The 13,727-nt window shown below is 73.1% G+C and carries 12 protein-coding genes; 10 read left to right on the top strand and 2 right to left on the bottom strand.

What is annotated here, in order from left to right:
• Positions 1-29: 29 nt before the first annotated feature.
• Positions 30-272, bottom strand: coding sequence for a DUF6059 family protein (locus OG959_RS35660; RefSeq protein ID WP_326665203.1), 243 nt, complete (start codon positions 270-272; stop codon positions 30-32).
• Between the two features lie 172 nt (positions 273-444).
• Here OG959_RS35660 and OG959_RS35655 point away from each other — a divergent pair, with 172 nt between their 5' ends.
• Genes OG959_RS35655 through OG959_RS35645 form a run of 3 tightly spaced genes read left to right on the top strand, consistent with a single transcriptional unit; the run spans position 445 to position 2,738 of the window.
• On the top strand, positions 445-1,218 hold the full coding sequence (locus OG959_RS35655; RefSeq protein WP_326665201.1) for an AfsR/SARP family transcriptional regulator: 774 nt from the start codon (positions 445-447) through the stop codon (positions 1,216-1,218).
• A 2-nt stretch (positions 1,219-1,220) separates the two neighbouring features.
• The gene (locus tag OG959_RS35650; RefSeq protein WP_326665199.1) at positions 1,221-1,988 is read left to right on the top strand and encodes a thioesterase II family protein; all 768 of its coding nucleotides are present in this window, start codon (positions 1,221-1,223) and stop codon (positions 1,986-1,988) included.
• Between the two features lie 39 nt (positions 1,989-2,027).
• Positions 2,028-2,738, top strand: coding sequence for a 4'-phosphopantetheinyl transferase family protein (locus tag OG959_RS35645; protein ID WP_326665197.1), 711 nt, complete (start codon positions 2,028-2,030; stop codon positions 2,736-2,738).
• Here the strand turns inward: OG959_RS35645 and OG959_RS35640 are convergent.
• Entirely contained in the window at positions 2,675-5,413 is a 2,739-nt protein-coding gene (locus OG959_RS35640; protein WP_326665195.1) for an ATP-binding protein, read from the bottom strand. The genes OG959_RS35645 and OG959_RS35640 overlap by 64 nt on opposite strands.
• A gap of 246 nt (positions 5,414-5,659) precedes the next feature.
• On the opposite strand from OG959_RS35640, the gene OG959_RS35635 reads away from it, so the two are divergent.
• The 7 genes from OG959_RS35635 to OG959_RS35605 are packed head-to-tail and all read left to right on the top strand — an operon-like array spanning position 5,660 to position 13,710.
• Positions 5,660-8,314, top strand: a complete 2,655-nt coding sequence (locus OG959_RS35635; protein WP_326665193.1) for a DUF6531 domain-containing protein — start codon at positions 5,660-5,662, stop codon at positions 8,312-8,314.
• Positions 8,307-8,711 carry an allene oxide cyclase barrel-like domain-containing protein gene (locus OG959_RS35630; protein WP_148022471.1) on the top strand — a complete coding sequence of 135 codons (405 nt, stop codon included), beginning with the start codon at positions 8,307-8,309 and terminating at the stop codon, positions 8,709-8,711. The genes OG959_RS35635 and OG959_RS35630 overlap by 8 nt, the downstream gene beginning before the upstream one ends.
• Before the next feature lie 31 nt (positions 8,712-8,742).
• Positions 8,743-9,774: a 3-oxoacyl-ACP synthase III family protein gene (locus OG959_RS35625; RefSeq protein ID WP_326665188.1), complete on the top strand. Its 1,032-nt coding sequence runs from the start codon at positions 8,743-8,745 to the stop codon at positions 9,772-9,774.
• Between the two features lie 4 nt (positions 9,775-9,778).
• On the top strand, positions 9,779-11,653 hold the full coding sequence (locus tag OG959_RS35620) for an HAD-IIIC family phosphatase (RefSeq protein WP_326665187.1): 1,875 nt from the start codon (positions 9,779-9,781) through the stop codon (positions 11,651-11,653).
• Positions 11,637-11,864, top strand: a complete 228-nt coding sequence (locus tag OG959_RS35615) for an acyl carrier protein (protein WP_326665186.1) — start codon at positions 11,637-11,639, stop codon at positions 11,862-11,864. The genes OG959_RS35620 and OG959_RS35615 overlap by 17 nt, the downstream gene beginning before the upstream one ends.
• Complete coding sequence (locus OG959_RS35610) at positions 11,861-12,628, top strand: 2-oxo acid dehydrogenase subunit E2 (protein WP_326665184.1); 768 nt, start codon at positions 11,861-11,863, stop codon at positions 12,626-12,628. Before OG959_RS35615 ends, OG959_RS35610 begins: the two co-directional genes overlap by 4 nt.
• A complete protein-coding gene (locus tag OG959_RS35605) occupies positions 12,625-13,710 on the top strand; it encodes an alpha/beta hydrolase (RefSeq protein ID WP_326665182.1) in 1,086 nt (361 codons plus the stop codon). Before OG959_RS35610 ends, OG959_RS35605 begins: the two co-directional genes overlap by 4 nt.
• The last annotated feature ends 17 nt before the right edge of the window (positions 13,711-13,727 follow it).

Below are 13,727 nucleotides of genomic sequence, written 5' to 3'. Positions count from 1 at the left end.
GGTTCTGCCCCCTCACCGCCCTGGGACCGTCAGCGTTCGTACGGGTCCGGGCCAGGAGCCCCGAGCAGTTGTCGCCCCCATGTCATCTCCGCCTCGCTGAGCGGGACTTCGGGGCGCAGCCGTTCGGGGTGGCCGGGGGGCGGCCCGGCGGGGGCCTCGTCGGTGGTCCCGTTGTCCGGCGCGGGGCCCGGCGGGATGTAGATCCATATCTGGCCGAAGGCGACCAGCGCGCCGACGCAGGATCTCAGGTATCGGGTGAGGAGGGTGCGCATCCCCCCAGCCTGCCCAGCGCCGCCAAAGGCGCACCAAAGCCGGCGGGCCACAGCGGATTTCGGCCAATCGGCATACGTACGCAGTTTCCCCGATGTGCGGACAGGTGCGCGGCCTCGACAGTGACGGGAGCCGGAAACACGAAAGTACGTTCCCCTACCACCCGAGGTATCGATGCGCTACGAACTGCTCGGCCCCCTTCGCGTCTCCCACGACGGACGCGGATACTCCCTGAGCGCGCCCAAGATGGAGATGACACTGGCCACCCTGCTCGTCGGTGCCGGCCGGGTCACCACGAAGGAACAGATCATCGAGGAGCTCTGGGGGTCGGGACCGCCCCGGCGCGCATCGGCCGCCGTCCACGTCTATCTCTCACAGCTGCGGAAGTTCCTCACCGCCGCCGGGGACGACAGCGGCCGCGCCGTGATCACCAAGCCCTCCGGCTATCTCCTGCGGCTGGACGGGGCCGGTTACGACGTCGACGACTTCCGCGCGGCGATGCGGGAAGGCCGCTTCCTCCAGCAGTCCGGCCGCTACGAGGCCGCCCTCGACGCCTTCGGCCGGGCGCTCTCCCTCGTACGCGGCACGGTCCTCGACGGTACGCCCGAGGGCCCGGTGCTCAGCCGCTTCACCACCTGGGTGGAGGAGGAGCGGCTCGCGTGCCTGGAACTGTCCGTCGAGGCCAGTACGGCACTCGGCCGGCACCGCGAGGTCATCAGCCTGCTCAACACCCTCACCGCGGAGTACCCGTTGCGCGAGTCCTTCTACCGCCAGCTGATGCTGGTGCTGTACCGCTCGGAGCGGCAGGCGGAGGCGCTTCAGGTGTACCGCTCGGCGCAGCGTGTCCTGCGATCCGAACTGGGCCTGGAACCCTGCCGGTCACTGCGCCGGCTGCATCAGGCGATCCTCACCTCGGACCGGCTCCTCGACCTCCCCGTGGCGAGCTGACGGTGGCCCCGGAACGGCAGGACACCTGGCTGCGCCGCTACCACGAAACGGACGCTCCGGCCGAGCTCATCTGCTTTCCGCACGCCGGCGGCTCCGCCGGCTACTGGCACGCCCTGTCCGCCGTCGCCCTCCCCGTTCTGGGTGTGCGCGCCGTCCAGTACCCGGGCAGACAGGACCGGTACCGGGAACCGGCCGTCCGGGACCTGCACCGGCTCGCCGGCCTGATCGCCGAGGCCCTGGGCGACGGTCCGCCGCCGGCCGGGCCACGGATCTTCCTGGGGCACAGCATGGGCGCCTCCCTCGCTCATGAAGTCGCCCTGCGGCTGGCGGGGGCGCCGGACCGCGGTCCGGCGGCGCTCCTCGTGTCCGGCCGCCGGGCGCCGTCCCGCACGGTGACCCGCGCGGAACGGCTCGACACCGACACGGCGCTGATCGCCAAGGTCCGCTCACTGGGCGGCACCGCGCCCGCCGTGCTGGACGACCCCGACCTGCTCGACCTGGTCCTGCCGGCGCTGCGCGGCGACTACGCGGCACTCTCGGCCTACGTGCCGAGCGCGGGCGTCGCCCTGGCGTGCCCGGTCGTGGCCCTCACCGGGGACGACGACCCGGAGGCGCCGGTGGCGGATGTACGCGCATGGCGCGACCACACCACCGGCCCCTTCGAGCTGCGGGTCTTCCCGGGCGGGCACTTCTTCCTGAGCGACCACCTGCCGGCCGTCGTGGAGCTCGCCGCCGCCCTGACGGCCGCTGCCCCGGCGGCCCGGCGGTGAGGCCGTCGTGAGCGGGGCGGGCGGGCCGGAGGAAGTGCGGTGATCGCCGCCCTGCTGCCGCCGGGGGCGGTGGGTGCCGAGGTGTACGACGATCCGCCGGAGGCCCGGCTCCATCCGGCGGAGGAGGCCGCCATCGCCCGGGCCGTGGAGACGCGCCGCAGGGAGTTCACCACGGTGCGCCACTGCGCCCGCACGGCGCTGAGCGAACTGGGCCGCGGATACGAGCCGTTGGTGCCGGGGCACCGGGGCGCGCCCGGCTGGCCGGCCGGTGTGGTCGGCAGCATGACGCACTGTTCCGGCTTCCGGGCAGCCGCAGTGGCCCGGTCAACGGTGCTGGCGTCGCTGGGCATCGACGCCGAACCCGACCTTCCGCTGATGCCCGGCATGCTCGCCTCGGTCTCCCTTCCGGCGGAGCGTGAACGCGTGGCCGGACTGATGACGCACCGGCCCGGCGTGGCCTGGGACCGGCTGCTGTTCAGTGCCAAGGAGGCGGTCTACAAGGCGTGGTTCCCGCTGACCGGGCTGCTGCTCGACTTCCCGGAGGCGGAGATCCTGATCGATCCCGGGGGTACGTTCCGTGCGGTGCTCCTGGTGCCCGGCCCCGTGGTCGGGGGCCGGGCGATCGGGGTCTTCCACGGACGGTGGGCGGCCGCCGGCGGGCTGCTGGCCACCGCGATCGGGGTGCCTCAGCCGGCCAGGGCCATCAGCCGGACCAGCGCGGCCCGGGAGTTCACGCCCAACTTGCTGTAAATATGGGTCAGATGGACGTCAACTGTGCGCGGGCTCACTCGTAGCCGCCCCGCGATGTCCTTCGTCTTCAGCCCCTCACCGGCGAGTTCGGCGACCTCCCGCTCCCGCAGGGTCAGCTCGTCGAGCCCGCTGCTCTCCCGACGGTCGGTCAGCCGGACTGCCGACCTTGCCAGTTCACGGGCGCGGGCGCCCGATGGGCTGGAGTCACCGAACAGTCTCTGCGCCTCGCCGTAGCACCGGGCGGCCTCTGCGGTCAGTGCCCGGCCCATGAGCGCGTGGCCGCGGGCCAGCAAAGCGTGGCCGCTCTGCTCGACCAGCCCGACGGCGGACGCGGACGCGGCCGCCCGTTCGGCCCAGGCGTCCAGGGTGTCCGCGTCGGCCTGCGTCTGCACGGCCGCCGCGGCCAGGAGTTCGTAGTTGCGGGCCGCGAACACGGCGACGGGCTCGGAGACCCGCCAGGCCTCCCGCTCGGGAAGCAGCAGGGCCAGTGCGGTGTCCGCCTCGCCCGAGGCGAGCGAGGCCTCGGCGAGGAGCAGGGCGTTGAGCGGTGTCCGGGGCTCCGGAGCGGCCCGGTCGAAGGACCCTGTCGTGGCGGGGCGCGGGGAGGTCCGGCCCAGCTGCGCCCAGGCGGCGGCGGTGATCGCGTCCGACAGGGCGACGTGGTCCCTCCGGCCCATCGCGCGGGCGGCGGCGCTGCCTTCCCGGACAGCGCCCAGAGCGTCGGCCAGTCGGCCGCTCTGGTAGTGCACATAGCCGAGCGTGTCGAGCAGAGGAGGCAGGAAGTGCACGTCGCCGCGGGCGCGTACGGCGGTCAGCGCCCGCTCCGCATGACCGTACGCCGGTCCGTACCAGCCCATCAGAGCCTCGGCCCAGCTGAGGACCAGCAGATGACCGGCCTCCTGGTTCCCGGCCTGCCGTCCCGAGTCCACTTCGTCCAGGGCCTGGGCGGCGGCGTCCAGGGACATCTCGGCCGCGCACATGTCGCCGTCGAGCACGGCGCACAGCCCGGCGAGGCCGAGGGCCCCTCCGGCGGTGACCGGGTCGGCACGGTCCGTGCCGTGCACGAGCACCTCGACGTCGGTGCGGGCCGGGACCTGGCCGGCGAGCACCTTGCCGAGCTGCTGACCGACCCGCAGGAGCAGGCCGGCGGCGGGCGAAGCGGCTTGCGCGGCGGGGAGTTCGGCGGCCAGCAGTGCCTGAGCCTCCTCGTCGTGGCCGAGCGCCGCGAGCACGGCCGCGAGGAAGGCGACGGCGCGGGCGCGGAGCTGGGGCGACCGGCCGTCGGGTCCTGCGAGCACATCGGCCAGAAGCGCGACGATCCGCTCGGCGTCGCCCTCGGCGGCCAGGGCGCGGACCACCTGCTTCCACAGTTCGCTGCCGGCGGGACCGGTGCCGCCGGCGTCACCGGCCCTGCGGCCCAGCCGCAGCGCCGACGTCAGCCAGTGGGCCGCTTCCGCCGGCCTGCCCGCCTGCACGCAGGCGCGCGCCGCGCCGGCCAGGACCTCTCCGTCGGCCGGCCGCATCCCGGATCCGGCGCGCTCGATGTGCGGGGCGATGTCGAGGGCCGGGAGGCCCAGCCGGACGAAGCGGTCCCGGGCCCGGCGGTGTGCTCCCGAACGCCAGCAGGCGTCGGCGTCGGCATAGAGGCATCCTCTGAGCAGCGGGTGCCGGAAGGCCAGCACGCCGGGCTCCGCCGTCGAGCGGACCAGGTCACGGCGGCGCAGCTCGGAGAGCGCCCGGCAGGCCTCGTCCCGGGACGTCTCGGCCACCTCGGCGACGGCGTCGATGTCGAAGACGCTGCCGAGCACCGCCGCCGCGTGCACCACCCTGCGGGGCACTGCGGGGAGGAGCTCCGTCTCGGCGAGCAGCCGGGCGCCGAGCGAGCTGGACGTCCAGAGGTCGAGGGCGTCCCCGGCCGGCGATCCGGCCTCGGCCAGGGCGGTGAGGTAGAGCGGGTTGCCTCCGCTGTGCGCGTACAGGCGGGGCAGTTCCGGAGCATCGGCGCACAGGCCCAGTACCTCGGCGCACCGCTGTGCGGGCAGGGCCCCGAGGGTGACGGTCTCGACGGCGCCCAGCTCGCCGCCCTGCTGGAGGACGGCACGCAGGGCGACGGGGGCCTGCCGGGGCCGATGCGCGACGACGACCATCAGGCCGCAGTCGACGGGCCAGCGGATCAGGGTCTCCACGAGCCGTGCCGAGCCGGCGTCGGCCCAGTGGAAGTCGTCGAGGACGAGCAGCGTGCCGCCGGCGGACGCGGCGGGTCCGGCCGTGAGGAGTCGTCGCACTCCCGCGAAGTACGGGGAGCGCCAGACGGACTGCTCGGCGCCGGGCGGGACGTCCGTGAGCGTTTCGACGAGCGCCGCCGTCGCGGTGGCGCCTGCTCCCGCCTCCGCGCCTGCGCCCTGCCAGGCGGTCAGCGCCTGCACGAGAGGGTGGAAGGGGACCTGCGCCTCCGCCTCGGAGCAGCGGCCGTGGAGGACGGCGAGCCCCTGTCCCCTGGCCTCCCGGGCCAGCGCGGTGAGCAGTCTGGTCTTTCCGGTTCCGGGGTCGCCCGTCAGTTCCACGAGGGCCGGCCTGCCGTCGCGGGCTGCCCGGACGAGCTCGGTCAGCCGCGCCAGCTCGGTGGTGCGGACGGTGGTGACGGTGTTCGGCCCGGTGATGGTGGTGATGCCCATGTCGCAGGTCCCCTTCCCCCGGTCTGCTTTCCCGCGCTCTCGACGCTGAGAGACACCCAACAGCTGTGGCCCTCGCCAGGGTAGGCGCGGGCGACGGGATGAATCGTTCTGTAACAGAACCTTCATGGACCGCCGCCGGAGCGCGCGGCCGCCGGCCTTAGGAGAGCTTTAGACGGCCCCGGCAGCCTGGCGATCGTCCGAACCCCAGCGATCCGTAGCCCAGTCGGTCCAGTTGAGGAGCCGCCCGTGCCCACGCCCCGGGACCTGTCCGTCCATCGCGCCGTGCGGCGCCTGCCCGTCGGAGACCGCTCCGAGGTACTCGTCGATCTGCACGAGGGCGAACTGATCGTGCGTCAGCTGGACCTGGTCGTCGCCGGGACCGGCGGACATCTGCGGCTGGTCCGCGAGTACCGCAGCCATTCCCCGGCGGAGCGGGGATTCGGCCCCGGCTGGTCGTACTCCGCGGGCGCCGGCCTCGCACCGGACACCGAGGGCGAACCGGTGACCTTCACGGACGCCCGGGGCCGGGTGGTGACGCTCCACCGTGACTCCGGCGGCCTGGTGTCGAAGATCGTCGATCCGCTGGGGGCCGGGGCGGCGTCGTTCGCTTACGACCGCTCGGGCCGGCTGGCGCGGCACACCGGGCCCGACGGGGCCACCACTGCCTTCCTCTGGGACGCGGACGGGCGGCTGGTGGGCATCACCGACGCGCTCGGCGACGTCGTGGGGATCGCCTATGACGGGATGTCCGCGGTCGCGGAGGTCTCCTGGACCGGCCCCCGGGGCAGGGCGCGCACGGCATTCGACTACGGGCCGGACCGTACCCTCGTCACCGGGCCGACGGGTCTGCGGACCGGCTACGTCTTCGATACGGAGGGCCGGCCCACAGCTGTCGACGACGCTGCGGGTCACGTCCGCCGCCTCACGCGGGACGCGGCCGGCCGGCCGGTCTCCTTCACCAATGCGGCGGGTGCGACGCTCACCCGTACCTACGACGAACGGGGGCGCCCGGCATCGCTCCGGCTGCCGACCGGCGCCCGTTCCCAGGTCTCGTACGCCTCACAGGCCGGCGGGGGCACGCTCACCTCCCTGCGCGATCCGCTGGGCAACGAACTCCTGCTGGAGTACGACGGGTCGGGCAGGCTCGTCCGTACGCGTGCCGCCGGCCGGGCGAAGGACGTGGACACCCGCGGCTACGACCCGGTCCACGGCGGGCTCGCCGAGATCGCCGATGGCAACGGTGCCGTGACCCGGTTCGGGTACGACGAGGCCGGTGACCTCGTTTCCGTCACCCCGCCCGCCCCGCTCGGCCGCACGGTCTTCGGGTACGACGGGCTGTCCCGGATCACGTCGGTGACCGGTGGGGCCGGTCACCGCATCGGCTGCCGGTACGACCCGGCCGGGCGGCTGACCGAGGTCACCGACGAGAACGCCGGGCACACGCTGCTGGTGCTCACCCGTGACGCGCTCGGCCGGGTGGTCCGCAAGGCCGGGCCCGGCTGGTCCTACGCGTTCGACTGGGTCAGGACGGCACGAGGCGACCGTCCGACGACGGCCGCGCGGACCGGGGAGACGGGTTCCGGCCCTGAGCGGATCGACGCGGAGTACGACTCCGAAGGTGCGCTGACCTCGTTCACCACGCCGGGCGGCACCACCCGTTACGCCCTGGACGGCGCGGGCCGCACCGAGTCCGTCACCACTCCGGCGGGCCGCACCGCACGGTTCGTACGCGACGCGGACGGACGTCCGGTGCGGATCGAACTGGGCGCGGCCGTCCAGGAGATCCGCTACGACGCCTCCGGGCGCAGGACCGCCCTGACGGTGCGCGGACCGGGGGGCGGGACCCTGTTGTCGGCGGAGTACGGCTACAGCTCGGGCGGTGGCGCCGACAGCGACGTGCTGCGCTCCTCGGCGATCGACGGTGAGTTCACCGGCTTCGCCTACGACGGGCTCAAGCGCCTCGTGCGCGCCGGTGACACCGAGTTCGCCTACGACGACGCCCATCATCTGCGCCGGCTGGGAACGACGGAGTTCACCCTGAACGACGCCGGCCAGGTGGTGCGCTTCGGTGACACGGCGTTCGCCTACGACGGCGCGGGCAACTTCACCGAGGAGACCGACCCGACCGGCTCGTTCCGCTACAGCTCCACCCATCAGACCCTGACGGGCGTGTTCGGCGGCGTCCAGGTGGTGGACGTGCGCTACGACGGGCTGGGCCAGGAGACTCCGCGGCGCATCACGGAGACCACCGTCGACGGAAGGACGGTCGTCCATGTGCTGACGCACTCCTTCCTGGGCGTCGTGCGGACGACGGACGACGGGGTACCGGCCGACTACGTCCGCACGCCCGACGGCACCCTCCTCGCCGTCCTCACGGCCACGGGCCGCCACTACTGGGCGGTGACCGACCAGCAGGGTTCCGTGCTCGCGCTGATCGACGAGGAGGGCGCCGTCGCCGCCCGCTACCGCTACACCCCGCACGGGGCGGTCACGGCGTCGGGCGACGCGGCGGCGGCGAACCCGTTCCGCTACCGGGGCGCGTACCAACTGCTGCGCAGCGCGCACCTCCTGGACCACCACCTCTACAACGGGTACTGGGGGCGCTTCACCCAGCCCGACCCCACCGGCGCGCAGTACGCGCCCTACACGTTCGCCGACAACGACCCGGTGAACAGCGGGACATGGACCCGGCACGCGTTCTGGACCGTCCTGGCCCGCCCGCACCTGCCGACCCCGGAGGTGTTCTTCCCCTCCCCCGGCGCACCGGACGAGGCGGAAGCCGCCGCGGTCGAGGCCCTCACCGGCCCGGGCGCGTTCCCCGTCACCCCACCCCTGATCGCCTGGGCGCCACCGTCCGGGGATGTCCGAACCCTTCATCGAGAGGAACCGTCAGATGGCTGACCAGATCGTGCTGCGCGTCCCGAGGGAAGTCGTGGTCAAGGTGGTCGACGACGTCGAGGTCGCCGACCCGAGCACCGGCCAGACCGGCACGTTCGACGACGAACTGTACGACGAGGACGGAAAGTTGATCGGCACCTCGCACGGCTCGTTCCGGATCGAGTACGTCCGGCCGGGCGACGGCGGACTGCTGACCTACTACACCGAGGACATCACCCTCGACGACGGCACCATTCACGCCGAGGGGTGGGCGGACTTCAACGACGTGCGCACCAGCGAGTGGGTGCACTATCCCGCGACCGGGACCAGTGGCCGTTACGAGGGCCTGCGCGGCTTCCGCACCTGGCGGATGACCGGAGTCCGGGCCTCCGCCGAGGCGCGGATCCTGCTGTCCGACTGAGTCCGGTCCGAACGAGCGAGGAAGGACCCTCATGACGGGTCGGGACGTGTACATAAGGTCGGCGGCCTCCGCGCTTCCCGGCCCGCCACTGGACAACGCCGCACTGGCGGAGCGGTTCGGCATGGACGCGCTGTGGCAGCAGTGGGTGGATGTCTTCATCGGCACCGCATCGCGCCACCTGGCCCTGGATCTGGACTCGGGGAAGCTCACCGTGTCGCTGGCGGACCTGGCCGAGGAGGCCGGCCGCACGGCACTGGACCGGGCGGGTCTGGCCCCGGGGCAGGTGGACGCGGTGGTGCTGGGCACCGCCACGCCTGACCGGCTGATGCCGGCGACCGTCAACGTGGTCGCGGACCGGCTGGGTATCGACGGCGTACGGAGCTTCCAGCTCCAGTCGGGTTGCTCCGGCGCCGTGCAGGCACTCGATGTCGCCCAGCAGCTGCTGCGTGGCGGGAGCGCCCGTACCGTGCTGGTGCTCGGCGGCGACGTGATCGCCCGGTTCTACGACCTGGACACCGATCTGCGCGCCACGGCCCCTGCCGAACTGGTCAACTACGTCCTGTTCGGGGACGCGGCGGGCGCCGCTGTGGTCTCCACCGAGCCGGGGCCGGGCGCCGTGTCCGTACGGGCGCTGTTCACCCGGCTGGTGGGGCTGGGCAGGGAGCCCGGCGCGGTCCTCGAGTGGTTCGGCCCCGCCGACCGGGACAGTGACCGGCCGGCGGCCACCGAGGACTACAAGGCCATCGAGAAGCACGTGCCGGTCATGGCCGGCGAGGTACTGGACGAGGTGCTGGACGGCCTGGGCTGGGCCCGCGAGGACGTGGACCTGCTGCTGCCTCCCCAGCTGTCCGGCCGGATGACCCGGCTGATCACCGAGGGGCTCGGTCTGCCGGACGCCGAGGCCGTCTCCTGCGTCGACGACGCGGGCAACTGCGGCAACGCCATCGTCTTCCTCCAGCTGGAGCGGGCACTCGCCCGGCTGGCCGGCGGCCGGCGGGCGGTGGGCATCTCCATCGAGTCCAGCAAGTGGCTCAAGGCGGGCTTCGCCCTGGAAGGGAACTGACACCGTGACCGAGACCACCGCGGGCCTGCGGGAGATCACGGCCGAGGACTACCCCGCCGTGCGGGGCCTGGTGGCCGGCCTGGAGGGGGACGCGCTCGTCCGGGCGGGCAGGGCCCTGGCCCGGCTGGACACCGGCAAGGTGCTCGCCGCCCACCCCGGCACCCCCGCGCCGCTGATCGCGGTGACCGGGCACGGCACCCTGTCCGCCCTGGTGCCCTCGCTCACCGGCGAGCTGGCCCGGCACGGGCTGCTGGCGCGGGTGCGGCTCTCCGACTTCGACAGCTGGGTCTTCGACCTCGCGGATCCGGGCAGCGACCTCTACGCCGCCGCCCCCTCGCTGGTCCTCTGTGTCCTCGACCCGGCGCTCGTGGCCGACGAACTGCCGCTGCCCTGGCGGGTGGAGGACGTGGAGCGGGTCCTGGACGAGAAGACGGCGCTGGTCGAGCGGGCCGCGGAGGTGTTCGCCGCGACGGCCCGGGGCGCCACACTCGTCCTCAACACGCTCCCGCTGCCCCGCTCGCTGACCGCGCAGCTCGTCGACCTCGGCTCACGGGCCAGGCTCGGGGCCGTGTGGCGGGAGGCCAACGCCCGTCTGCTGCGTCTGGTGGAGACCCGGCCCAAGGTGGTCACGGTGGATCTCGACCCGCTGCTGGCGGAGGGGGTGGCCGCCCATGACGTACGGCAGAGCGTGTACGCCAAGGCGCATCTGTCCGACGGGCTGCTGGCCGGCTACGCCCGCGAGATCGGCCATCTGGCACGGCAGTCGGCGGGCGGGGCGAAGAAGGTACTCGCCCTGGACCTGGACGACACCGTGTGGGGCGGTGTGCTCGGTGAGGCGGGCCCCGGGGGAATCGAGGTGGCGGGAAGCTATCGCGGGGAGGCGTTCCGGCGCCTCCAGGCGGTGGCGAAGCAACTGGGCTCCCAGGGGGTGCTGCTGGCCGTCGTCAGCAAGAACGACCGGGAACCGGTCCTGAAGACGCTGCGCGAGCATCCTGAGCTCACGTTGCGCGAAGAGGACTTCGTGCAGGTGCGGGCCAACTGGCGTCCCAAACACGAGAACCTCGCCGAGCTGGCGGCCGACCTCAATCTGGGCACGGACAGCTTCGTCTTCGTCGACGACAGCTCCTTCGAGTGCGGACTCGTCCGACGCGAGCTGCCCGGCGTCGCGGTGCTCCAGGTGGACCGGGAGCCCGCGCTCCATGTCGAACGGCTGCTGCGGGACGGCTGGTTCGACGTGCGGGCCCTCACCGCGGAGGACCGGGCGCGGCCGGCCCGCTACCGCGAGGAGCGGGCCCGGCAGGACTTCCTGCACACCTTCGAGTCACTCGACGGCTATCTGCGGGAGCTGGACATCTCCGTGACGCTCGCGCCCGTGGACGCGGCCGGGCTCGACCGGGTCTCCCAGCTCACGCTGCGTACCAATCAGTTCAACCTCACCACCCGTCGGCTGCAGCCCGCCGAGGTGCGGGCGTTGCACGAAGACCCGGCGGTGCGGGTGCTCGCGGTCGAGTCGTCCGACCGGTTCGGGGACAACGGCGTGGTCGGCGTGGTGCTGCTGCGGCGCGAGGCCGGGGTGCTTCACATCGAGAACTTCCTGTTGAGCTGCCGGGTGTTCTCGCGCGGCATCGAGCAGGCCGTGCTCGGCGCGGTGGTGGGGCACGCCTTCGACGGCGGTGCCACCGAGGTGCGGGCCGCGTATGCGCGGACCGCCCGTAACGGCAAGGTGGCGGACTTCTATCCGCGGGCGGGGTTCGAGACGGTCCGCGAGGACGCGGACTCGGCCGACTTCCGGCTCGTGTCCCGGCCGGCCTCCGCAGCCGTCGATCACATCCGTCTGACCGCCCGTTTCGAAAGGACTTCCAGTGAAGACCGTCGATGATTTCGTCACGCTGCTGCGGGACGAACTCGCCCTGCCCGTCACCGCCGATGACCTCGGCCGGGAGCTGGACACCGTGGAGTCCTGGGACTCGGTGCATCTGCTGGCGCTGTGCACGGTCCTGGAGCGCGAGACGGGGCGCTCGCTGCCACTGGCCGATGTCCTGGAGGCGGCCAGCCTGAAGGACGTGTATCTGCTGGCGGTCGCGCCGTGACCACCCCCGATAACGGTGAGCCGCTCCCCCGCCAGCGCAGGCACACGCTGTTCTTCCTGGAGGTGATCCGGGACTTCTCGCCCGTGTTCCTCGACACCGAGGTCGACATGAGCGGAGTGCTCGCCCACCGCGCGGCGGCGGTGGAGAGCGAGGGGGTGCGGTACGCGACCACCGCGTACGTACTGCGGGCCGCCGGCCGGGTGCTGGCCGAGCACCCGGACGCCAACGCGGCGGTGCGCGGCGGGCCCCGCCGGCTGAGGATCGCGCACTATCCGTTCGTCAACGGCAAGGTGGCCCTGGACCGCACCCTGGACGGGCGCCGGGTGGTGCTCGGCACGATCGTGCCCCACGTCCATGAGTCCGGGCTGCCCGCCATCCAGGAGCATCTGGAGCGCGTCCGGAACGGCGACCCGGAGAACCTGCCCGAATTCGACGGGGTGCGGAAGCTGCACCGGGCCCCCTGGGCCGAGGGCCGCAGGGCCTTCCGCGCCGCGGCGGACTCGCTCGCCCTGCGGCCCCACCTCAACGGCACCTTCGCGGTCACCTCGCTGGGCCACCGCGCGGTCGACTCCTTCCATTCGGTGGGCGGCACCACGACCACGTTCGGGGTCGGCCGGGTCCTGGAGCGGCCCGTCGTGCGGGAGGGCCGGATCGTGGTGGCTCCGGTGCTGCGGCTCAGCCTGGCCTTCGACCACCGGGTCATCGACGGCGCCGAGGCCGCGGACGTACTGACCGAGGTCAAGAAGGCGCTCGAAAGCGTATGAACGACATCGCGGAACTGAAGAACTTCGTCGTCGCCCACACCCGTTCGCAGGGGTTGCCGCCCGCGCACTACGATCCGCTGCTCTCCCGGATCGACGACGACGAGAACGGCACCCCGGGGTCCTGGGTGCACGAGTGGAGCGCCGAGGGAGCCCGGCTGGCGGCCGAGGGCAGGCCGCTGGACGCCTCCGTGCACTACAACATGGCCAGGTTCCCGTTCGTGGACGGTTCGGCGCGGCAGGAGGCGCTGGAGCGGTGCACCGACGCGTTCGACACCTGGCGGTCGGACTTCCCGGCCGTGCAGCGGCTGGACGTCGACCTCGCGGGCGGCCGGATCCGCTGCTGGACGGCGGGGCTCGACGCGTCGGACCCCAAGCCGTTGCTGGTGATGACCGGCGGCATCGTCTCCGTCAAGGAGCAGTGGGCGCCGGTGCTGCTCCAGCTCGGGGCGCTGGGATTCGCCGGGGTGGTCACCGAGATGCCGGGCGTGGGCGAGAACTCCCTGCTGTACGGGGCCGACAGCTGGCAGATGTTATCCGCCGTCCTGGACGCGGTCGGCGACCGGGCCGACACCTCTCGCACGTACGCCCTGGCGCTCAGCTTCAGCGGGCATCTGGCCCTGCGGGCCGCCCTGTACGACTCACGGATCAGCGGGGTCGTCGGCGCGGGGGCGCCGCTGCACGACTTCTTCACGGACTCCGCGTGGCAGCGCACGGTGCCCCGGATCACCACGGAGACGCTGGCCCATCTCACCCGGTCGAAGCCCGACGAGGTCTACGGGCTGATCCGGGACTGGGCGCTGACGCCCGGGGAACTGGCGGCCCTGCGGATTCCGGTGGCGCATGTGACGAGCCTGCGGGACGAGATCATTCCGCCGGGTGATGCCCGGCTGCTGCGGGAGCGGGTGCGCGGGGTCCGGCTGCTGGCTCACGACGATGTGCACGGATCGCCGCTGCACTTCGCGCAGACCCGCCTGTGGACACTGCTGTCGGTGCTGCGGATGCGCGGCGGGTTCGGCGAGCAACGGACGGCCCTGACCAGGGAGTTCGCCCGGCTGCGCTACGGCAGGCAGAACCGGGCGTGACCGGGACGAGGCACCCT

Origin of the sequence: Streptomyces sp. NBC_00385, assembly GCF_035917155.1 — a bacterium.
GTDB lineage: Bacteria > Actinomycetota > Actinomycetes > Streptomycetales > Streptomycetaceae > Streptomyces > Streptomyces poriferorum.
The sequence above is the reverse complement of the archived record's forward strand: the minus strand, read 5'-3'. Positions and strand labels throughout refer to the sequence as shown.